The sequence below is a fragment of the Arthrobacter sp. TB 23 genome (assembly GCF_000294595.1).
In the GTDB taxonomy this organism is placed as follows: domain Bacteria; phylum Actinomycetota; class Actinomycetes; order Actinomycetales; family Micrococcaceae; genus Arthrobacter_D.
The window spans coordinates 125,776-145,651 of the sequence record NZ_ALPM01000041.1 but is presented as its reverse complement, the minus strand read 5'-3'; the positions used below and the strand labels follow the sequence as shown (position 1 = coordinate 145,651).

The following is a 19,876-nucleotide window of genomic DNA, read 5'->3' as shown; positions in this document are numbered from 1 at the left end:
GGCGGGAACGGCGTCTTCCATGTCGAACACTACCGAGTCCGCCTCGGAGGTGAGGGCAGGCGCGAAGTTGGCCTCAGACGCCGCGGAGGCAAGGAGCCAGGAACGGGAGAGCTTGGCGGGGAGCGCAGCTGCGCGGCTGTTTCTTAAGGAGGCCATATATGAACACTACTGAACGGTCGGAGCCATAATCCACCGCAGCACCGAAGCTGACCCAAACACTACGAACAAAACCAGCCCCAATCCCCGGCCTGAGCGCTCAGATGCTGGTAGACATGGTCAGCAGTTAGGTGAGTTGCCCTGAACATTAATGGCTTGGCCTAGCGGGCGCACTGCTGGGTAAGACCAACATAAGCAGCGATCTCCTTGCCCACTTCCTCCAGCAGACTGGCAGCGTTGGCAATACACAGCTCGACGTCGGGTTCCCGGTCCGTCAGCGCGAAGGTGCGCTCAAACCCGGCCGTGGATAACTGGTCGGGCGTCAGGACGGTGCGCCCGCAGACGGCGATAGCCCTGACGTTCGCCACCGCCGCTGCGGTCGCCACTCCCATGGGGGTCTTTCCGCCCAGGCTCTGTTCATCGAGGCTGCCCTCTCCCGTGATCACCAGGTCTGCGTCGCGCAGCTTCTCGGCCAGGCCCGTCAACTCCAGGACGACGTCGATGCCCGGCCGTCGCCGCGCGTTCAACACGGCGAGCGCAGCGAACCCCACCCCACCGGCGGCACCGGCACCCGGCGCGGTGGCCGCCTCATCGATCGCGGGGCCGGCTACTGTCGCCAGAACGCTCACGAACCGTCCGAGGGCGGTATCGAGATTGTCGACATCACTGGCGGTGGCGCCCTTTTGCGGGCCGAACACTGCAGCGGCGCCGTTGGGGCCCAGGAGTGGGTTGTCGACGTCGGAGGCGAGAGTGATCGAAGCTGTCGACAGGCGTTGGTCAAGACCAGTCAGGTCGATTGATGCGAGGTGGACGAGCGCTGCACCACCGGGCGGAAGGTCACCGCCGTCGTCGTCGAGCAATCGTGCGCCCAGTCCGGCCAGCAGGCCCGCCCCGCCGTCGGTGCTGGCGCTGCCGCCCACCCCGAGCACGATGTCGGTGCAGCCGTGGTCGAGCGCGAAGCGAATGAGGTCACCGGTGCCTCGGCTGGTGGCGCCGCCCGCATCGAGCGTGCTGTTCGGCAATACGGCCAGGCCCGACGCGAGGGCCATTTCAATCACTGCCTGCGAACCGCGGATCGCAATCGGCGCTTCCAGCGGCTCACCCGTGGGGCCGGTGACCGTGGTGATCAGGAGGGAAAATCCGGCGGCGGCGGCCGCATCGAGAGTCCCTTCGCCGCCGTCGGCCGCTGGCACCTGCTCAATGTTGAGGATCGAATCGGGTCCCAGCGCGCCGCGCAGCCCCGCGGCCACTGCCTCGGCGACCTCGGGGGCGGAGAGTGAACCCTTGAACTTGTCCGGTGCAATCACTATGCGCATACCGCCATTAGATCATTGGTGGGCCGGCTGCGGCCTCGGGACAGCCCGGTGCAGCAGGTGAAACGCCACCACCGAACGGATTGCCGAGGGTGTCCAATGGTGGCCGTTGGTGTTCTACATCCTGTGAAGGAGTGTTCCTGCCAGTCGTCACGTCGACGCAAGCGGTCAACCGATGCGGCTTTCACCTGACAGCTGCCGGCCAAGCCAGGTGAACGCCTGCTCCGGGGGGCTCTTGTATTCGAGGCCGATCGGGCCCTGATATCCGAGGGTTCGACTGCGATCGATCCAGTCGGCAAGCGGAAGGTCACCGCTGCCGGGTGCGCCGCGCCCTGGTGCATCGGCGATCTGGATATGTCCAAAGTCCTCGGCGTGTGCTTCGATGACTCCGCCGACGTCGTCGCCATTCACTGACAGGTGGTAGAAATCAGCGAGCAGTTTGATGTTGGTGGCGCCGTGGGCGTGGACATTGGCGATGACGCTGAGCGCGTCCTGGGCGGTCTTGAGTGGGTAACGGTCTGCACCGCTGATTGGCTCCAGGAGGACCGTCCCGCCAATTGCTGCGACAGCGTTGGCGGCCAGGACCAGATTGTCGACGGCCAGCGTGTCCTGTTCCTGCGCGCTCACGCCCTCCACCCGGTTCCCGTACAGGGCGTTGAAGTGCTTACAACCCAGCCGCTCGCCAATACCGACGACGACCGGAACGTTGGCTCGGAATTCCTCGCTGCGGGCCGGCCATGAGACCAGACCTCGATCCCCGCCCGGCATATCACCGCCATTAAAGTTCAAGCCCGTCAGCTGGACTCCCGCATTCGTGATGGCGTCTTCGAAGTCTTGAACTTCGGCTGCGGTGGGCGTTGAAGTGGGGAATGGCCACCAAAACTCGACCGCATCGAAGCCGGCGGCCTTCGCGGCAGCTGGCCTGTCCCATAGCGGCAGCTCGGTGAAGAGGATTGAACAGTTCACGGTGTACGTCATATGGATTCTCTCATCGGTGATTCCGCATCTCGGAAGTATTCTTCGCCTTGCGAAATGCTAGGAGGATCACGGAAGTGCGTCAACCAGTTCCCCCCATCTACACCCCGGGAACAAACCCGTGGGTCCATGCGTTTGCATCTACATACCGGCGTCGAGCGCTGGATCTATCGAGGAGGAAGTTGTGACCGCACAGACCGAAGGGCTCCACCACGTCACCGCAATTGCTGGTGACCCCCAGAAGAACATCGACTTCTACATCAAGGGTCTAGGCCTGCGGCTCGTGAAGAAGACAGTGAATTTCGATGATCCCGGCACCTACCACCTCTACTACGGGGACGAAGCGGGCAATCCCGGCTCCCTCCTCACCTTCTTCCCCTGGCAGGGCATTCGCAGCGGCAAGGTCGGCAGTGGACAGTCCACCACCACTGCATTCTCTGTCCCGCAGGGCAGCCTCGGCTGGTGGCAGGACCACTTCAAAGCTATCGGGGTCGACTCGGTGATTGCTCGCGCCTCCTCCGAGGAAGAACGCCTGTCACTGCGTGACCCTGACGGCCTGCAGATTGACCTCGTGGCATCGTCGCTCTCTGACCCCCGCAACCCCTGGGACTCCGCCTCGGTGCCAGCCGAATACGCGGTCCGCGGGCAGCACTCCTCAGTGCTCACCGTCGAGGACCCCACCGCCAGCCTCGAAACGTTCACCCGCGACCTCGGCATGAACATCCTCAGCGAGACCGATGGCAGGTACCGGCTCAGCACACACAATGGCGAGCCCGGAACAGTTGTTGACATCGTCACCGACCGCCGCGGCGAGCGTGGCCTCGTAGCCGGCGGCACCGTGCACCATATCGCCTTCCGGGTGCCCGACCAGGCCACTCAGGAGCTCTGGCGCCAGGACCTGGCCGACCGCGGGTACGCCGTGACAGCCATCCTCGACCGCCAGTACTTCACCTCGATCTACTTCCGGGAGCCCGGCGGAACCCTCCTGGAAATCGCCACCGACACCCCAGGCTTCGACATCGACGAGCCGCTGCTCGAACTGGGCCGCTCCCTGAAGCTGCCACCATGGCTCGAGCCGAACCGTGACGCCATCTCCAACGCGGTCGCGAAGATCGACGTGCCAGCGGAGAACAATCCGTCAATCGCTACTTTCCTGAGTTAGGAATCGAGATGACCAACGTTGAGAACTGGCCGCACCTGTATCACGCAGGAACCCCGGCTAGCCCGGTCCTGCTGTTGCTCCACGGCACAGGTGGGACTGAGCACGACCTCCTGCCGCTCGCCGAACGCCTCGCACCCGGCGCCGGCTATCTTTCCCCTCGTGGCCCGGTGCAGGAACAGGGCATGAACCGGTGGTTCCGGCGGTTCGGCGAAGGCCAGTTCGACGTCGACGACGTCGTCCGGCGCGCGGGCGAGCTTACCGACTTCATCGGTTGGGCGCGGGAACATCACGGCCTTGGGGGCCGGAAGATCATCGCCGTCGGGTTCTCGAACGGCGCGAATATCGCGCTCGCTACGGTGCTGCTGCACCCCGAGGTGCTGACTGACGTCGTCGCCTTCTCCGGCATGTACCCGTTGGGTGACCGGACGGTCGACGGCGGCCTGGCGGGCACCGCCGTCGCCCTCTTCAACGGGGAGGCGGATGCGATGGCGCCACTAACCAGCGTGATGCAGCTGAAGTCGGTGCTCGACGCCGCCGGCGCCGACGTTCACCAGAGCGTCCGCGAGGGCGGGCACGGGGTACACGCCTCGGAGGTGGAGGGCGCGGCAGCATGGGTCAGCTCCCGAACGGCCACGACGACGAGCTGATCCCTCCGGCCAGCCTCCCACCAAGCCAGGCAGACCACGCGGCCCCACGGCCCCACTACCGAGCGCCCGCACCATCGAGCGATCGAGTCCTAGGTCGAGTTCACTTGATCCTGGGCGGGGCCAGAGGTGCGGGAGCACGTGCTGCGCCCAGTGGGATTTCACCGTTTCGACGCCGCCAGCCCCGGGCTGTCCCAGATGGCGTGGTTGAAGAATTTGACCTCCTTCATACCGGAGCTGCGCAGGGCCGGCCCTAGTTCAAGGAACCGGCGTACCTGAGTCTGACACCCACGGATCGGGATGGGGGCGGGCTGCTACGCATCCTTGACGGTGCCGCACCCTTGTCAGTGCCCAACCACCGGCATAGCATCCAGTAATGGATGCCGTTGAATACACTCCAGCCCGAGATCAGCTCGTCTACACGTTCGGCGGCGCAGCGCCAGTCATGACGATCCAGCCCGGAACGGTATTGAAGCTGTGGTCTGAGGACGCCTTCAACCACGCCCTGACCAGCGTCGATGATCTGTCCAGTGAGAAGGTGGACCTCCGGTTTGTGAACCCCCAAACCGGACCGTTTTACGTAGCTGGCGCGGAACCCGGAGACACTCTAGCCATTCATATTGTGGACCTGACGCCCGCCCGTTCCTGGGGTGCATCGGCCACCATTCCCTTCTTCGGCGGACTCACCAGCACCGATCGCACTGCTCTACTGCAGGAACCGCTCCCGGATACCACCTGGATCTACCACGTTGACACTGCGCGGCAGACCGTTGGATTCCAAGCCCGGCATACCGAATTCGAGGTCGCGCTGCCTCTCGAACCAATGCTTGGCACCATTGGGGTCGCTCCGCCCGGCGGCGAAGTGCGGTCATCGCTGGTCCCGGAGCGTTTCGGCGGCAACATGGATTCCCCCGAAGTCAAAGCCGGAACCACGGTCTATTTAGGGGTGAACGTCGAGGGAGCCTTGTTCTCCATTGGAGATGGCCATTACCGGCAGGGCGAGGGCGAAGCATGCGGAACGGCCGTGGAGGGAGCGATGAATTCAACCATTATCGTCGAGCTTATAAAGGGTGGAGCTCCGGCCTGGCCTCGGCTCGAAAGCGACAGTCACTGGATGGCCGTTGGTTCTTCACGACCCATGGAAGACTCCTGGCGAATCGGTCAGGTGGAGATGGTGAGGTGGTTTGAGGAGCTCTTCGGACTGCATCAGATGGACGCTTACCAGTTACTCACCCAGACGGCGCTGGCGCCCATCGCCAACGCCGTCGATGCCAATTACAGCGTGGTGGTGAAGGCCGCAAAGAAGCTATTCCCCCGAGTGCATGCTTTTGACGGATTACACGATGACCTGCGTCACCGCAGCAAGAACCTCTAGGAGAGACCATGGACCTGCAATTGGCTGGACTGACCGCACTGGTAACCGGCGGTACTAAAGGTATTGGCCGGGCAATCGTCGAATCCTTCGCGGCAGAGGGTGCCAACGTGGGGTTCTGCGCTCGGAACCCCGCCGAGATCGAAGCTAGTGAAGCCGCACTGGTTGGCAGCCGCGGTCGCATCTCTGGTACGGCGATGGACATGGGCGACGCCGCCGCGGTGGCACGATGGGTCGGTGATTCAGCGTCGATGTTCGGCGGGATCGACATAGTGGTCAGTAACGTGAGCGCCCTCGCCATCCCCGACACTGACGAAAACTGGGAAGCATCCCTCAGGGTAGACCTCATGGGTACGGTCAGGCTGGTCAAGGCGGCGCTGCCCCACCTGCAGCAGAGCAGCGCTGCGTCAATCATTGCCATCTCCAGCGTCTCCGGACGGGAAGTGGACTTCGCCTCCGGGCCCTACGGGACCGTCAAGTCGGCTCTCATCGCCTACATGGCAGGGCTGGCTTTTCAACTGGCCGAGCAAGGCATCCGCGCCAACACGGTCTCCCCCGGCAATACCTTTCACGAGGGCGGCGTGTGGCAGAACATCGAACAAGGCGACCCCGAGCTGTTCAGCATGGCGATGGGACTGAACCCAACACACCGGATGGGCACGCCGCAAGAAGTTGCCGATACCGTGGTATTCGTTGCCAGTCCGCGGTCCAGCCGAACCACTGGAGCCAACATCCTGGTCGACGGCGGGCTGTCCCGGGGCATCCAGTTCTAGGCCAGGTGAAAAGTGCTACATCCGGCCGAACCTGGCACGGATGATGGCGAAAGCGCCGTAGAAGATCAGCCCCACAGCGATGGCGATCAGGATCCCATTCCCAAACGGGTGGTCCTGGAGCGCCTTGAGGCTCCCATCCAGACCCGTCGATTGGGACGGTTGGTTGGTGATGGCAGCAACCACAAAGAGCAATCCCATGAGGATGAGCGCCACCCCCTTCGCGACGTGGCCCAGCACCCCCAGTGCGTCGACCACGGCACCCCGCCGCAAATCAACAAAGTGCTCCAGTTCGGGTCTGAACGTTCGACGCAGCCCTTTGACGATGAAGTAGACGCCAATCCCTAGCACCGTGCCGCCCACCACGAGCACGATGAAGGATCCCAGCGGGTAGGCCATCATCGTCCTGGTGAAATCCCTGGTGAACTCACTCGAGTCCGGGCCATCGCCCAGTGCGAATCGTGCCATGGTCACCGCCATGATCCCGTAGGTGACGGCCAGGGACCCCGACGAGACGGCTTTCTCAAGCCGCTTCCCCACTGGCTTCCGCCGATACCGCAGGGTGGACTCGCTGAGCTGCCACAGGGCAAGCCCCAAACAACCAATCGCACACGCCCACATGGTCCACGGTCCAGCAGATCCTGAAGCCAACTGCTCCAGCGCCCCCGTGGGCTCCGCCTGCCCGTCCCCACCGGACGCGACCTGCAATGCGATGACCCCGATCAGGATGTGCACCACCCCGAGCACCGCAAACCCAAAACGAGCGGTGACGTCCAATGCCAACCCGTCCGAGATACTTTCAGCCGTATCCGCTATTCCGGACCTGTTGCTTCCCCCCGCGGACATCCACGCTCCCCCATTAGCCAGAGCTTCTACCCTATCCGGGCGGGGGAGCGACCCGGAAAACTTCGGAAGCGGCCCGTCGTCAGCTCCTGAAGGGACCCTCGCCCACGCTAGTGGTTGACGAAACGTCAGTAGGAGGGATGCCTTCGCAGCAGGGCGCCCTTTCGGCCACGGAAAGCGCGGTGCTACAGTTCGAACGAAACCAACGGCGGGCGTCCCGGCTGGGATAGCTATCTACCAGGTGGACCTGCACATTGATGACCCGCAGTTGCCCGGAAGCGCCCGCCGGGAGGATTCCCCGGCCAGGGCTCGACGGCGGCTGCCCACCCGGGAGACAACACCTGTGAACACTGAAGACGAAGCGCGGTTCCTCGACGAGACCGTCGCGTTGGCGGTCGCAAATGTCCACAACGACGGCGGTCCATTCGGGGCGCTAATCGTCACCAGCGATGGTCGTAGCTTCGCGGGCGTCAATCGTGTCACCGCGTCCAATGACCCGACCGCGCATGCCGAAGTGATGGCCATCCGCAACGCCTGCACCGCACTGGAAACCTTCGAACTCTCTGGAAGCACGCTCTACACGAGCTGCGAGCCCTGCCCACTTTGCGTCTCCGCCGCGCTCTGGGCGCGAGTCGAATCGGTCGTTTACGCGGCCGACCGGTTCGACGCGGAGAAAGCCGGCTTTGATGACGCGGTCTTCTACGACTACTTCAACACCCCGGATGAAGAACGGTCGATGCCGGTACGGCAGGTGGCCCCACTCGCGGAAGCGGAACTCCCAGCCTCGGCTCCGTTTGCCGCCTGGCGTACCCTGGCCGCGAGGGTCGACTACTGAGCAGTCATGAACCGCGGCAGCAGTTCGACCGCCACCAGGGCCAGCCCAGCAGTAACCGTCGTCCACAGTACAACGGCCGCCGTCGGCTGCTGCCACAGCACCAACACGACCATTGCGACGACGATGACGGCGGCTTGGGCCGCACGTTTGTGCCGCCCCAGGCTGTGCTGCCAGGGCTCTGGGTCGCTGTCGCCGCGGGCGTATCCGGCATCCGGGGTATTGCCGCGCCGCTGCCCCACAGCCACACTGGACCGTCTCACCAGGAACGCAACCAGCATGGTCAGCAACGCAACCACGAAGACGCTCCTCAAGCTGACCTGCAGTGGGGCAAGTAGACGATCGATGAGACTCTGCGCTGCCGCTGGGGTAATCCGGTCGGACGGGATCGCGTTGAGGTAATACGCCCGCCCCAGTCCCACTGCGACCGCTAGCAGTGCCATGGCAAGCGCAGTCCCAAAGCCCAGCGTCCCAATCGCTCGCAGCCTCGAGCCGGTGGGTGCCACCGCGATCGCAGCGACTGACCCTAGCGCGGCGAGCCATGTCAGGGTCACTGCACCACGGTCAAGGACATTGATCGTTCGCCCAGCCCGGACCAGCTCTGGCGACTGGAAAAGGGTGACCTCGGCGTCGATCTCTGGAATTCTTGCCGCGATCGTCACATCTTCTCGGATCAGCCGCTCCTTGACCTGCACGATGATCTCCCCGGTGGAAATAGTTACAGCACCGCTCTCGTCGAGGCGGGCCGCACCGGTGGGTTCGCCCGTGATCAGACCAATGAGCCGCTGGTGCGCCTCGCGGTTCGCCGCGATCCACAGGACCTGAAACTCCGGGGCGGTGACCACCCGGGAAGCGACAGCCTCAATTCTGGCGTGGGTTTGTTCAATGATCACCGGCACCAGGTCCGCGATCAGGGATTCTGCCAACGGTGCCGACCGGGCCAGCTCGGTCAATGCATCCCGGGCGCGTCCCTCAACATCAATTGACGCAACAATTCGCTCGGTCACGTGTTCGGCCACCTCTGCCTGAATCGCTGGGTCGGCCGCCAGCGGAGCGACTGTTGCCACATATCGATCGGTGGCAAGAATCTGGGTGCGCAGGTATAGAGCCGGAACCGTGGCGAAGACCAGTCCGGCGGTGAGGACTACCAGGATCACTGACGTGACCCAACGTTTCCTGGGCATGGCCGCGCTCCGGCTAGGCCAGCAATCTGGATTTCGCGGCCGCGAATTCCGCGGCGGTCAGCACCCCGGCCGAGTGAAGGTTGGCGAGCCGGGCCAGTTGGTCAACCAACTGATCTCCGCCTGTCATCGGCGGTGGCGGACTCGACGCCGGATGGGGGCGAACCTGTCGGTCATGCATCCGATGGTTGATAGCCGCGGCGGTCATCTGTGCTGTGCCTGAGATGACTGCTGTTTGGGCCACGGATCCAAGGAGGCCCGGTCTGCCCTGTCTGCCGAATGGCATTTCGTGTCCTTCGAACGGATTTTGGGATGAGTCGATTAGCTTGCAGCGACACCATCGGCCTGAAAAGCGTCGACCACTGTGTCGTGCGGAATGTGGACGTGCAGCGCGGTTGTCCCGCCCGCGGCCCGCACGTCTTCAGACAGGCGCCGAGCCCACCGATGCTCCAGCGTGACGATCACCGAGGACTCGTTGTCACCGACTGACTCCGCCACCACCTCAATGTCGGTTTCGCTGAGCAACGTCAGTGGCCGCGGATCGACAATCAATCGCGACCAGGCCGCCGGCAGATCGTCCCCCAGATCCCTGACGTTGAGCGTGCCCAGCCCATCCCTGGCAACGACTACTACGTCGAGGAGGGCGACTGCCCCCGACTCAACTGCCTCGCTCAATGAGAAAGCAACACTCTGGTCAATCTCCGGGCTGGGAAACGTGCAGATGATCACTTCGACTGGGCCGACTCGCATGTGGCTCCTCTTCAACACCTACGCTCAGGTTCAAAGCTCAATTTTCCACAAACCACACGAACTGAAATCACCCGGTCCGGGTGATCTGCCAACCACGTCCCGAACGACACAGTTAGATGGTCACCACTGGCACCTCGGCACTCTTCCTGCTGACGAGTGGGGCAATCGTCGACCGGGTCAGTGAAGCCTTCGCCGGGACCAGGATGGTGCTCCTCGGACCTAACCTGGGCTGGGAAGCAGCGGATGCGCTCCGCAACACCTTTTCGGCGACCGACCACGCCTCTCGGGTCTTGTGCTCAAAGCCAGGAACTCCCACGATTGGTATCAGCTGACGGGTTCTGCTGCAAAAGATGCATGAGACCGCCCGATAGTCCATCGTGAGGACGTGTTGATCCATGGTCACATATGGAGCAGTTGCCGCGACAAAGGTCAGGCCGCCACGGCCGGACCAGTCTGCTTTGCTGCGTCCACGTCTCTTGCAGGCGGTGGACGCCGTGCTTCAGCCCGGCTCCCGACTTGCCTCGATCACCGGTGGCATGGGCTATGGCAAAACGACGCTCGCTGTTCAGTGGGTTTCCAGGCGGAAAGCTCAGGGCCGCCCCGTCGTCTGGCTCACCATCGACCCGGCCGACGACCAACCCGCGCGGTTCTGGTCCCTGGTGGTGAGTGCCATCGAGCTGGCAATTCCCACGCTGGGGGATGGCCGCCTGCGCAGACACCCAGCGCCGGAGACATCCGGGGACAACGCATCCATCGACAGCATCATCACGATCATCGCTGAGGTGAAGGGACAGGTTATTTTCGTCCTGGATGACTGCCACGCGCTGAGGGATCGTCGGGTCCTTCAGGACCTCGACTATTTTGTTCTGCGCTCCGCATCGAACGTGCGCTTCATTCTGATCGGTCGATCCCTACCGAGGCTCAGTGCGTTGTATCAGGTCAATCTTGACGACGCTCTCATCGAGGTCGACGGCGGATCGCTCGCCTTCACCAGACGTGAGTTGGTTCGGCTGGTGAGGGGTTCCCCCCTGGACGTTGACCGCTTACTTGATCTGACCGAGGGGTGGCCTGCGGCGACCAGACTGGCGTCCCGCCACGCAGAGTCGGTCAGTTCCCAGAACCCACCGGATGCGACCTCAGACCCTTTGCATCGCCAGCTTATGCGGCCTCTCTTCGACTCCTACAGGCCCGAACTGCAACAACTACTGCTCTCCGTGTCGACGCTTGCCACCTGGACTGTCGAGGATCTCAACCATGTTCTGGGCCGAACCAATGGCGCGCAGGTCCTCGAACGCCTCCGCGCCGAAACGGGTCTGATCATGGACGTCAGTAGCGAGCCATTGACGGTCAGACATTTTCGATGCCACCGGTTGCTGCAGCGCTTCCTCGACGCTCACGCTGCGGCGAATCCTACAGATTCCCTGGCTGCCGCCCACGCCCGGATGGCCGCCTGGTTACCGGAGCAGGGACGACACGCGGAGGCTCTGGTTCATGCGGTGCAGTCAGGAAACCCCGATGTATTGCGAACCACCGTGGCCACCTCTGGTCTTGAACTCCTGTGGGGCGGCGAAGCCAACCTGATTCTCGAAATATCCGCCAGCCAAAAGCGTCACCCCTTCCAGGAGCTGACGCTCCTGGAAGGGGTGATCGCGTTACGGGCGGGCGACCCGACCGTAGCCTCTGAAGGCCTCGATCGCCTCAAACGCAGCGGCGCTGGGCAGCACCTACCGGCGGCATTTGTGCTGCTGGCAACCGCTCTCCAGGCTCAGTTGGATATGTCGCGAGGCTCATTCACGGACGCTGTGGACTTGCTTGAAAAGGTCGTTGAACAACCTCCCCTCGACGACCTCGACCTGTACCTGACGAATGTCCTGGCCGCAGCGATGGTCGGGGTGGGGCGGTTTGAAGACGCACTGGCCCTATCACTGCAGGCATCCCGGCTTGCCCGTAACCGCGGGAACCTGACGGCTCTGGTTGATGCCCGATCGGTTGCTGCCGCTGTCCATGTCTCCCGTGAAGAATTCAGGCTGGCCCGGGCAGAAGCCACCTGGGCTATCCGGCGCGCCGGTGAAACCGAACTACGCTACGGCCCCAGCCTGAGGCCGGCGCACCTGATCGCCGCGTGGTGCGCCTATCACGCCTTGGACGATTCGTCGGCCCGGCTCCACAACGCCTACGTCAGACGGGCCGATTCGGCCGTCCCAGTAATCGCCCGTTCGAACTCAAAGCTATCCCTGATCCTGCAATTTCAAAGCGGGAGCAACCGGCATGAGGCTGCTGCCGGGCTGTTAAACCGGGTGCGGCACGACCTTATCCACGGTGCGTTCCCACCAGACCTCGCTATTTGCTCCCTCCAAACGGCGTCAATGCTGCTCCAGCTGAGACACGGCGACGCATTGGAGACGCTCAAGTCGGAACTCAGGCAGCATCAAGGGGTGAGCGGAGAACTGCACACCATCTCCGCGTGGGAGCTCCTCGCCGCCGGGCATCTGAATGCCGCCCGGAAGCTCCTGTCAGCAGTCACCGCTGGCTACGTTGAAAGCCAAAGCCGGTGCTCCATTCTGACCGCGTGGGCTCTGACCTGCCGCATAGCGCTCGAAGAGGACCGGACCTACGAGGCTCGAACCGCGTTGGGGGAGGCTCTTCAATTGGGGGCCAAAAGCGGCACGCTACGCGCGTTCGCGTTTGCCGGGGCCGAAGTCCGAGCTGCTGTGGTTCATGAACAACTCTACTTTCCCGCGTTCGGCCACATCATCGCACGCATCACCCGTTTCCGGGGTAACGGGCAAAGCTCGTTCTACCCGCCCCTCACCCATCGTGAATTGGATCTCCTCACCCTGCTGCCCACCTTCGCGACCGTCGACGAGATCGCGGAGCGGCTGTTTATCTCAACAAACACCGTAAAGACACATGTCCGGGGCATTTACCGGAAGCTGGGGGCGACTTCCCGCCGGGAAGCGATCGCCATTGCCCAGGACCTTGGGCTGTTGCCGGCAACCGCCAGCACACCAGCCAGTTCCGCCGTTGTGCTCAACGGCGCGCGTAAATCCCTTACCCCGCGCTACGACAACTAGTCGTAGCACCCGACCCTAGGAGGTGCTCTGTGAGCATCAACTTCTGGGACTTCTTTTGGGCAACGCTGGTCTTTTTCCTGCTCGTGTCCTATTTGTCGCTCCTCTTCTTTGTACTGGCCGACATCTTCCGCAGCCCGGAAATGGGTAGATGGGTCAAGTTCGTCTGGGTTCTTCTCCTCATCTTCCTTCCCTTCTTCACAGCATTGGCCTACCTCGTAGCCCACGGACAGGCGATGGCCCTGCGCAGCTACGGAATGATTGAGTCTTCTCGCCCCGCAGCAGCAGCCACCGCGGGCAACGAAGAGGCGACGGCCGTGAACCAGATCAAGACCGCGAAGGCCCTGTTGGATGACAACGCAATTTCTGAAGCCGAGTTCCAACGGCTCAAGGAGAGCATCCTGGTCGATCTGCCCTTCAGCACAGGCCGCTCACCTGGAGCGGGCACCCAACCTCGATGACACCAGACAGGCGGAACAGCAAAAACCGGCCGGCGTCCTTTCTTGAACTCGATCAACGACGACGACGCCGGGTCGTTGTCGTTGCCGTGATCCGTTCGATCGTGACTCTCGCAGTGATACTTGCCGTCTACTTCCAGTTCCCCGTTTCCGGATTCGCATCAGGCACTGCGGCAGCCGCCTGGATACGGCTCATCGCGCTGTTGCTCATTTTCCTGATCGCCATGGCCCTTCAGATCCAGCTGGTCCTCACCTCCGGGGTCCCCCAGGTGCGTGCCGCCGAGGCGGTTGTCCAGAGTGTTGCCCTCTTCCTCTGCCTGTTCGCCCTGCTCTACGTGTCCATTTCTGTGACGGATCCGCAGTCATTCAGCGAGCCCCTGAGCCGGGTGGACGCGCTATACCTCACCACAGCTACATTTGCGACCGTCGGTTTCGGCGACGTCGTGCCCATCGACACTCTCGCGCGGGTCGCGGTGACCATCCAGATGATCACCGGTTTGGGGTTGTTGATCCTGATCGTAAAAGTGGTGTTCTTCGCGGCGCGTCAGGGGCTACTTCGGCGAAGTTAGCGCTGCCCGCTGTCACTCCTGACCGGGGTGGTGGGCGGATCGCGCTGGTCTTGCCGTTCGAAGTCGGTTTCACCCCGGCTCGGTGGTCTGGCCGGGGACGCCCAGGTAATCCAGCTGAGCTGCCACCGATGCCTCGGCTGCCCGCCGGACTGACCCGTCGACGTCGGCGTAGACCACGTCGGTAACGTTCTGTACCGTTGCGCCAGCACCAATATCCGCGAGCGCAGCGCGGATTTGATCCAACCGTTCGCCCCGGTGCCGTAAATAGTGGCGTGAGATGGCTGTCAGATCCGGGAGGATCGGGCCGTGGGCGGGAAGGACCCTGGCCGGTCCGAGCGCGCTGAGCTTCGCCAGCGAGTCCAGGTAAGGACCCAGCCGGCCATCGGGGTAGTCGATGATGGTGGTGCCGCGGCCCAGGATTGTGTCGCCCGTCAGGACTGAACCGGTAGCGCCGTCGTCGGGCAGGAGAAAACAGACCGAGTCAGAGGTGTGCCCGGGGGTGGCGATAACCCGGATGGCCACCCCCGCCGCGAAAATTTCTTCACCGTCGACCAGCTGAGCTCCCCCGTGGCAGTGGTCAGGATCCATTGCCCGTACCGGCGCACCGGTCAGCTGATGGAAGCGTTCGCTGGCTTCGGTGTGGTCGCGGTGCCGATGGGTAATCAGGACCAGTTCAACTTTCCCCGCGCCGGCCAGCGCCGCCAGGTGTTCCTCATCCAACGGGCCGGGATCCACGACGACAACCGGGCGTTGCCCCGTCTCCGCCGCTGCGACACCGGCTGCTTCACCGGGCACTTCGCCGGGCACTTCACCCTCCGGGGCTGCAATGAGATACGAGTTGGTGCCCTCCAGACTCATCGGCCCCGGATTTGGGGCAAGCCGATACCGGGTGAGGTCGCTGCTGGAAACCAGACCTGGCGTGTGCAATTGAACCATGCATCTACCCTAGCGATCCCGGTCCCTGCGCCGACCCCCATATCGGATAAAGTGCGCAGCATGAGAACATCCCACAACGACGCACCGGCGGTGGTTCCCCGCCTGGCCGTCAGCGTTCTGATGATCCGTGGGGATGAGATTTTCATCCAGAACCGCTCGCTCACGATGGACTTTGCTGCAGGGGTTGTCGTCTTCCCAGGGGGCCGCGTGGACGCCGTCGACCATGTCACCGCCGTCGCCCACCCCGCCCCGGCGCACCTCCTGGCCAATCATGCGCGGAGCTGGGCGGCGACCAGCATTGCCTCCGGCCGGGGGCCCGGCTCGATTGAGGTGTCCCCGGCTGAGGCATCCGGCGTGTTACTCGCCGCAGCGGTGCGCGAAGTGCAGGAGGAAACGGGGGCTGTGTTGGCGCCCGAGGATCTGACCCCGTGGGCCAACTGGATTACGCCTGCCAGTTACGGCAAGCGCTTCGACACCTTCTTCTACCTGACCGTGCTTGCTCCGACCATGGATCCGCGACACCAGACCACCGAGGCCGATTCGTCGCACTGGGCAACAGCCCGGTGGATTCTCGCGGGCGCCGCCGATGGGCAGTTGAACCTGATGCGCCCCACGGAGGCGCTCCTAACGGAACTGGCCGGCCTCCCGGGACGCCTGGCTGCAGCGCTGCAGCCGATCCTGCAGGCGCCCCGCCGCATTTCGCCGGTGGGCCGACCGTAGCCCACCTCAAACCCCACCCAGCACCCCGCGACCGGATCGTCCGGGGTCCTCAACCTTCCGCGATCCGCCGGAGGTAATCCCGCCGTTCCCCACCACGATTCCCGGGCGCACCCATCACGGCGTAGTCTCTGGAGCAGGTCGCCGCTGCCGCGGCGCGTCGATGGGGGAAACATTGAACTGGATCCGCACACACAGGGTATTCACGGGAGGACTGGGCGCCGCCGTCGTCGGGCTGGCCATGATCATTACAGCAGCGATGACCAGGCCGCCCCTGGAGTTTGGCTGGTTTGCCTACGCGCCGCTGTCAAACTCCGTGCTCCTGCCCGGTCCGACCGCTGGTGAAATCTTCGGGCTGGGTCTTGCTGCGCTCGGGCTGATAATTATCGCCTGGGCACTTGGCTACTTTCGCGGGTGGCGGGCACCATGACCACTTTCACTCTAAAGCCGGTGGCCGTCTGGCTTGTCGCGCTCTCATTTGTGGTGACGCTCGGTGGGGTGTCACTCCTGTTCGGCGCCACCCCCACCACGCTGCCCCTGCCCACCGGCGTCGGCGAGCAGAGCATCGCCTATTCCTCCGAGTTGGTCATAGCGGTCGACGACGACGCCTCCTCCTTTTCCGACCTGCTCGCCGTGTGCGGTCAAGTGCTGCTGGTCGGTGGGCTGATGGCCAGCGCCGCAGCCGCCGGCCTCCGGCTGGGGAAACGTCAGCGGGTCATGACTGGGACAAACCCGAGGAAGCCCAGCTCACCGGTGGTGGTGCTGTGGGTGGGCACCGGTCTACTTCTGGCCGGAGTCCTCATTGCGGTGGGATCGGGACTCGTGCCTGCCCCTCTGGCCTCGCATCCGGGTGCCGTCCACACGCCCTTCGGCAGTGGACTCCCGATCCGGCCGATCGGCACCGCCCTGTTGACCAGCGGGGTCGCCCTCGGCGCCGCAGTCGGCGGCTACCTTTTCGGTTCACGCCGCCGTTAGGCGCTCACTTTCCCCCGGCCAGACCGTTCGCTTCCCTAGCGGACAGGGGCGGGAAACTCAGATCAAACTCTCAGGAAACCGGAGTAACGTCCAAACATAACCGTTGTGGTTGCGGAACTTGTGATCAAGGGAGATGGACCATGAACCGTAAGTGGCGAAACTGGGCGCCGGCCGTAGCAGTGACAGCTGTCATGGGCGCCGGGGTCATCCTGGTCCCACTCACGGCTAACGCCGCGGTCGACCTGCCGGACCTGACCGCCGCCGAGGTACTCGAACTAGCTGCCGGCCACTCGGTGGATGCACTTTCGGGCACCGTGGAGCAGACGTCCGACCTCGGGCTGCCTGACCTCTCCCTGATCAATGGTGCGAGCGGAGGCGGTATGGGGCCCAGCACAGCCCCTGGAACTGATCCCGGCGCCGACGGGGGTTCGGTTCCGACTGCCGAGGGCGCCATGCTGGAAATGCTCACTGCCCCACACACCGCACGGGTCTTCCTTGACGGCCCAACCCAGGCTCGAATCCAGATCCAGGACGAGATGGCCGAACGAAACCTCATCCTCAACGGCGATGAGCTCTGGTTCTACGACTCCGAAGAAAACTCCGCAGTACATTCGGTAATCAAGTCGGCAGACGGAGTGCCGGCTGACCTCCCCGGGGTGCAGACCCCGGACCAGCTCGCCACACTCCTCCTCGAGAAGGCCGACCCGACCACCGAAGTTTCAGTTGGCCCCGACCGGATGGTCGCCGGCCGTGCCGCCTACCAGCTGATCATGACCCCCCGCAGCAACGAAACTCTGGTGGGTTCGATCACGGTCGACGTCGACGCCGAGACGGGCCTCCCGCTCGCGGTCAGCGTCGCTGCCAGTAGCGGAACCACCCCGGCGTTCAGTGCCGCATACACCGAGATCAGTTTCGAGGCGCCCGCTCCCGAGATATTCGACTTCACGCCCCCGGCTGGTGCCACCATCACTGAGGCTCCGGAACACGGCGAATACCGCGAACACGACGACAAACGCGATCATAGCGATGGCAAGCCCGAAGCCACCGACGAGTCAACCGAACCGACTGTCACCGGCACCGGCTGGGGAACCGTGGTGGAGTTTTCCGCCGGGGACTTCCCGACCGGAGACCCCGAGTTGACCGGAATGATCGATCAGCTAAGCACACCGGTCGACGGCGGCCGCCTGATGCAGACCCGACTGCTGAACGTTCTGCTCACCGATGATGGGCGGGTTCTGGTGGGTTCCGTGCCCGCCGATCGTCTCCAGGCAGTTGCCGACGACGAGTGAGCGACGAAACGTTACCGGAGGGCCCTGCCGTTCAGACCAGGGGGCTCTCGAAGCGATTCGGTGGGCAAACAGTCCTGGACGGTATCGACCTGTCAGTGCCACGGGGGTCGGTTTTCGGCTTCCTCGGCCCCAATGGGTCAGGCAAAACTACAACGATCCGTATCCTGCTAGGCCTGGCGAGCGCGACATCGGGCGACGTGGAGGTACTCGGGCGCAAGATCCCCAGGTTTCTTCCCGAGGTACTGCCCAGGGTGGGAGCCCTCGTGGAAGGACCTGGGTTTTACCCTTTCCTCTCGGGGCGGGCCAACCTGCACCGCCTCGACGCCGCAGACCGCTTCGTTGACCCGTCGACCCGCCGCGCCCGCACCGCGCAGGCACTGGAACGGGTAGGCCTTTCACAGGCGGCCGACAAAAAGGTGGGGGCCTACTCTCTGGGAATGAAGCAACGGCTAGGGATCGCCAACGCACTGCTGACACATCGGGACCTGATCGTCCTGGACGAGCCGACCAACGGCCTCGATCCCCAGGGCACCCGGGAGGTGCGCCATCTGGTCCATTCCCTCACCGCTGAAGGCACCACGGTCTTCGTCTCCAGTCACCTGTTGGCCGAGGTGGAACAGATCTGCTCCCACGTGGCGGTCCTCCGAGCGGGCAAGCTGGTGGCGCAGGGCGAGCTGAGTGAGCTGCGCGCCGCCGGCCAGACCCGGGTGGAGGTACTTACCCCCGACGGCGCGGACTGCCGACAGGTGTTGACCCGGCTGGGATTGACCCCGCAAGAGCCGACACCCAGTCACCACACCCCGGGCGGTTCCGATGTTGCGGTGGGCGCCCCGCTACCCGAGCATTTCCCACCCGAGACCATCGTCGCCGCTCTCGTGGCCGCCGGGGTACGCGTGAAGGGCTTTACCGTCGATCAGGTGGGGCTTGAGGAACTTTTTGTGTCGCTCACCGGGGAAGGGTTTGACGTTGTCCAATAACGATCCGGCGCACAGCATCGGGCGGCGGCCCGCAACGGGGCTGGTGTTTATGGCTTCGGAACTTTCAATCCTGTTCAGACGACGGCGCACCTGGGCTCTGCTTCTTGCGCTGGCGGCCATCCCGGTTCTGATTGCGGTGGCTGTCCGGCTGACCTCCGGTCCGCCTACGGGGCGCGGCCCGGCCTTCCTCGACCAGATCACCCAGAACGGGTTGTTCGTGGCTGTCGCAGCGATCACTGTCGCTATTCCGCTGTTTCTGCCGCTCACTGTCGGGGTAGTGGCTGGCGATACCATCGCCGGCGAAGCCAGCACCGGAACGCTACGCTACCTCCTGGTGGCACCCGTGGGTCGGGGCCGGCTGCTCGCCGTGAAATTCGCCGGTGCTGTGGTGTTCTGCCTGGCAGCGACACTCGCCGTCGTCCTGGCCGGAACACTGATTGGCGCTGTCCTGTTCCCAGTGGGGCCGGTGACCCTCCTGTCCGGTGACACCGTGAGCATCGGCGAGTCTCTGCTGCGGTCGGCGTTGATCTGCGCCTACGTCACCGTGTCGCTTACCGGGCTCTGCGCCGTCGGCCTGTTCATCTCGACCCTCACAGATGTGCCGGTCGGCGCGATGGCCGCGACGGTGGTCATCTCGGTCGTCTCCCAAGTGGTGGGTCAGCTTCCCCAGCTGGAACTCTTGCACCCCTGGCTCCTGAGCCACTACTGGTTTGGCTTCGCGGATCTGCTCCGGCAGCCGATCGAGTGGTCCTCCTTCGCCGCGAATGCCCTCCTACAATCGGGTTATGTGCTGGTCTTCGGCGCGCTCGCCTACGGCCGGTTCACCACGCGCGATGTCCTCGCCTGACGGCTGCCCTCATCTTGCTGGATTCCCGATTCCACTGAG

22 protein-coding genes and 1 pseudogene are annotated in these 19,876 nt (G+C 63.9%); 15 read left to right on the top strand and 8 right to left on the bottom strand.

The window, feature by feature from the left end; translation table 11 throughout:
- The 3 genes and pseudogenes from B384_RS19985 to B384_RS0105670 all read right to left on the bottom strand — a co-directional run.
- Positions 1-156, bottom strand: a pseudogene (locus tag B384_RS19985) (CoA ester lyase); the annotation flags it as partial.
- A 161-nt stretch (positions 157-317) separates the two neighbouring features.
- Positions 318-1,472, bottom strand: coding sequence for a glycerate kinase (locus B384_RS0105675; protein WP_019482174.1), 1,155 nt, complete (start codon positions 1,470-1,472; stop codon positions 318-320).
- A 165-nt stretch (positions 1,473-1,637) separates the two neighbouring features.
- Positions 1,638-2,447, bottom strand: coding sequence for a hydroxypyruvate isomerase family protein (locus B384_RS0105670; RefSeq protein ID WP_019482173.1), 810 nt, complete (start codon positions 2,445-2,447; stop codon positions 1,638-1,640).
- A gap of 181 nt (positions 2,448-2,628) precedes the next feature.
- Here B384_RS0105670 and B384_RS0105665 point away from each other — a divergent pair, with 181 nt between their 5' ends.
- The 4 genes from B384_RS0105665 to B384_RS0105650 all read left to right on the top strand — a co-directional run bounded on the left by B384_RS0105665 (position 2,629) and on the right by B384_RS0105650 (position 6,395).
- Positions 2,629-3,606, top strand: coding sequence for a ring-cleaving dioxygenase (locus tag B384_RS0105665; protein ID WP_019482172.1), 978 nt, complete (start codon positions 2,629-2,631; stop codon positions 3,604-3,606).
- Positions 3,607-3,614: 8 nt separating this feature from the next.
- The gene (locus B384_RS0105660; RefSeq protein WP_019482171.1) at positions 3,615-4,253 is read left to right on the top strand and encodes an alpha/beta hydrolase; all 639 of its coding nucleotides are present in this window, start codon (positions 3,615-3,617) and stop codon (positions 4,251-4,253) included.
- 373 nt (positions 4,254-4,626) lie between these two features.
- Positions 4,627-5,625, top strand: coding sequence for an acetamidase/formamidase family protein (locus tag B384_RS0105655; RefSeq protein ID WP_019482170.1), 999 nt, complete (start codon positions 4,627-4,629; stop codon positions 5,623-5,625).
- Positions 5,626-5,633: 8 nt separating this feature from the next.
- Positions 5,634-6,395, top strand: coding sequence for an SDR family NAD(P)-dependent oxidoreductase (locus B384_RS0105650; protein ID WP_019482169.1), 762 nt, complete (start codon positions 5,634-5,636; stop codon positions 6,393-6,395).
- A gap of 15 nt (positions 6,396-6,410) precedes the next feature.
- Here the strand turns inward: B384_RS0105650 and B384_RS0105645 are convergent, their stop codons facing one another.
- Positions 6,411-7,238 carry a DUF1206 domain-containing protein gene (locus tag B384_RS0105645; RefSeq protein ID WP_024476015.1) on the bottom strand — a complete coding sequence of 276 codons (828 nt, stop codon included), beginning with the start codon at positions 7,236-7,238 and terminating at the stop codon, positions 6,411-6,413.
- Positions 7,239-7,578: 340 nt separating this feature from the next.
- Between B384_RS0105645 and B384_RS0105640 the strand changes: the two genes are divergently transcribed.
- The gene (locus B384_RS0105640) at positions 7,579-8,070 is read left to right on the top strand and encodes a nucleoside deaminase (protein ID WP_019482167.1); all 492 of its coding nucleotides are present in this window, start codon (positions 7,579-7,581) and stop codon (positions 8,068-8,070) included.
- Here the strand turns inward: B384_RS0105640 and B384_RS17870 are convergent.
- The 3 genes from B384_RS17870 to B384_RS0105625 are packed head-to-tail and all read right to left on the bottom strand — an operon-like array spanning position 8,064 to position 9,998.
- On the bottom strand, positions 8,064-9,251 hold the full coding sequence (locus B384_RS17870; protein ID WP_156808982.1) for a hypothetical protein: 1,188 nt from the start codon (positions 9,249-9,251) through the stop codon (positions 8,064-8,066). The genes B384_RS0105640 and B384_RS17870 overlap by 7 nt on opposite strands.
- A gap of 13 nt (positions 9,252-9,264) precedes the next feature.
- Entirely contained in the window at positions 9,265-9,534 is a 270-nt protein-coding gene (locus B384_RS0105630) for an SHOCT domain-containing protein (RefSeq protein ID WP_019482165.1), read from the bottom strand.
- A gap of 35 nt (positions 9,535-9,569) precedes the next feature.
- Entirely contained in the window at positions 9,570-9,998 is a 429-nt protein-coding gene (locus B384_RS0105625) for a DUF6325 family protein (RefSeq protein ID WP_019482164.1), read from the bottom strand.
- 116 nt (positions 9,999-10,114) lie between these two features.
- On the opposite strand from B384_RS0105625, the gene B384_RS0105620 reads away from it, so the two are divergent.
- From B384_RS0105620 to B384_RS0105605, 4 genes are all read left to right on the top strand, one after another.
- A complete protein-coding gene (locus B384_RS0105620) occupies positions 10,115-10,330 on the top strand; it encodes a DUF1269 domain-containing protein (RefSeq protein WP_019482163.1) in 216 nt (71 codons plus the stop codon).
- A 63-nt stretch (positions 10,331-10,393) separates the two neighbouring features.
- Positions 10,394-13,072: a LuxR C-terminal-related transcriptional regulator gene (locus B384_RS0105615; protein ID WP_019482162.1), complete on the top strand. Its 2,679-nt coding sequence runs from the start codon at positions 10,394-10,396 to the stop codon at positions 13,070-13,072.
- Between the two features lie 29 nt (positions 13,073-13,101).
- The gene (locus B384_RS0105610; protein WP_019482161.1) at positions 13,102-13,530 is read left to right on the top strand and encodes an SHOCT domain-containing protein; all 429 of its coding nucleotides are present in this window, start codon (positions 13,102-13,104) and stop codon (positions 13,528-13,530) included.
- Positions 13,527-14,096 (top strand): potassium channel family protein, encoded by a 570-nt coding sequence (locus B384_RS0105605; protein ID WP_019482160.1) that lies wholly within the window; start codon positions 13,527-13,529, stop codon positions 14,094-14,096. The genes B384_RS0105610 and B384_RS0105605 overlap by 4 nt, the downstream gene beginning before the upstream one ends.
- A gap of 69 nt (positions 14,097-14,165) precedes the next feature.
- On the opposite strand, the gene B384_RS0105600 is transcribed toward B384_RS0105605, so the two are convergent.
- Complete coding sequence (locus tag B384_RS0105600; RefSeq protein WP_019482159.1) at positions 14,166-15,032, bottom strand: MBL fold metallo-hydrolase; 867 nt, start codon at positions 15,030-15,032, stop codon at positions 14,166-14,168.
- A 60-nt stretch (positions 15,033-15,092) separates the two neighbouring features.
- Here B384_RS0105600 and B384_RS17865 point away from each other — a divergent pair, with 60 nt between their 5' ends.
- The 6 genes from B384_RS17865 to B384_RS0105570 all read left to right on the top strand — a co-directional run bounded on the left by B384_RS17865 (position 15,093) and on the right by B384_RS0105570 (position 19,837).
- A complete protein-coding gene (locus B384_RS17865) occupies positions 15,093-15,752 on the top strand; it encodes an NUDIX hydrolase (protein WP_019482158.1) in 660 nt (219 codons plus the stop codon).
- Between the two features lie 160 nt (positions 15,753-15,912).
- On the top strand, positions 15,913-16,179 hold the full coding sequence (locus B384_RS17860; protein ID WP_019482157.1) for a hypothetical protein: 267 nt from the start codon (positions 15,913-15,915) through the stop codon (positions 16,177-16,179).
- On the top strand, positions 16,176-16,724 hold the full coding sequence (locus B384_RS0105585) for a hypothetical protein (protein ID WP_026040990.1): 549 nt from the start codon (positions 16,176-16,178) through the stop codon (positions 16,722-16,724). Before B384_RS17860 ends, B384_RS0105585 begins: the two co-directional genes overlap by 4 nt.
- A 140-nt stretch (positions 16,725-16,864) precedes the next feature.
- Entirely contained in the window at positions 16,865-18,013 is a 1,149-nt protein-coding gene (locus B384_RS0105580) for a LolA family protein (RefSeq protein ID WP_019482155.1), read from the top strand.
- Positions 18,010-18,990, top strand: coding sequence for an ABC transporter ATP-binding protein (locus B384_RS0105575; protein ID WP_019482154.1), 981 nt, complete (start codon positions 18,010-18,012; stop codon positions 18,988-18,990). Before B384_RS0105580 ends, B384_RS0105575 begins: the two co-directional genes overlap by 4 nt.
- Positions 18,974-19,837, top strand: a complete 864-nt coding sequence (locus B384_RS0105570) for an ABC transporter permease (RefSeq protein WP_443110851.1) — start codon at positions 18,974-18,976, stop codon at positions 19,835-19,837. The genes B384_RS0105575 and B384_RS0105570 overlap by 17 nt, the downstream gene beginning before the upstream one ends.
- The last annotated feature ends 39 nt before the right edge of the window (positions 19,838-19,876 follow it).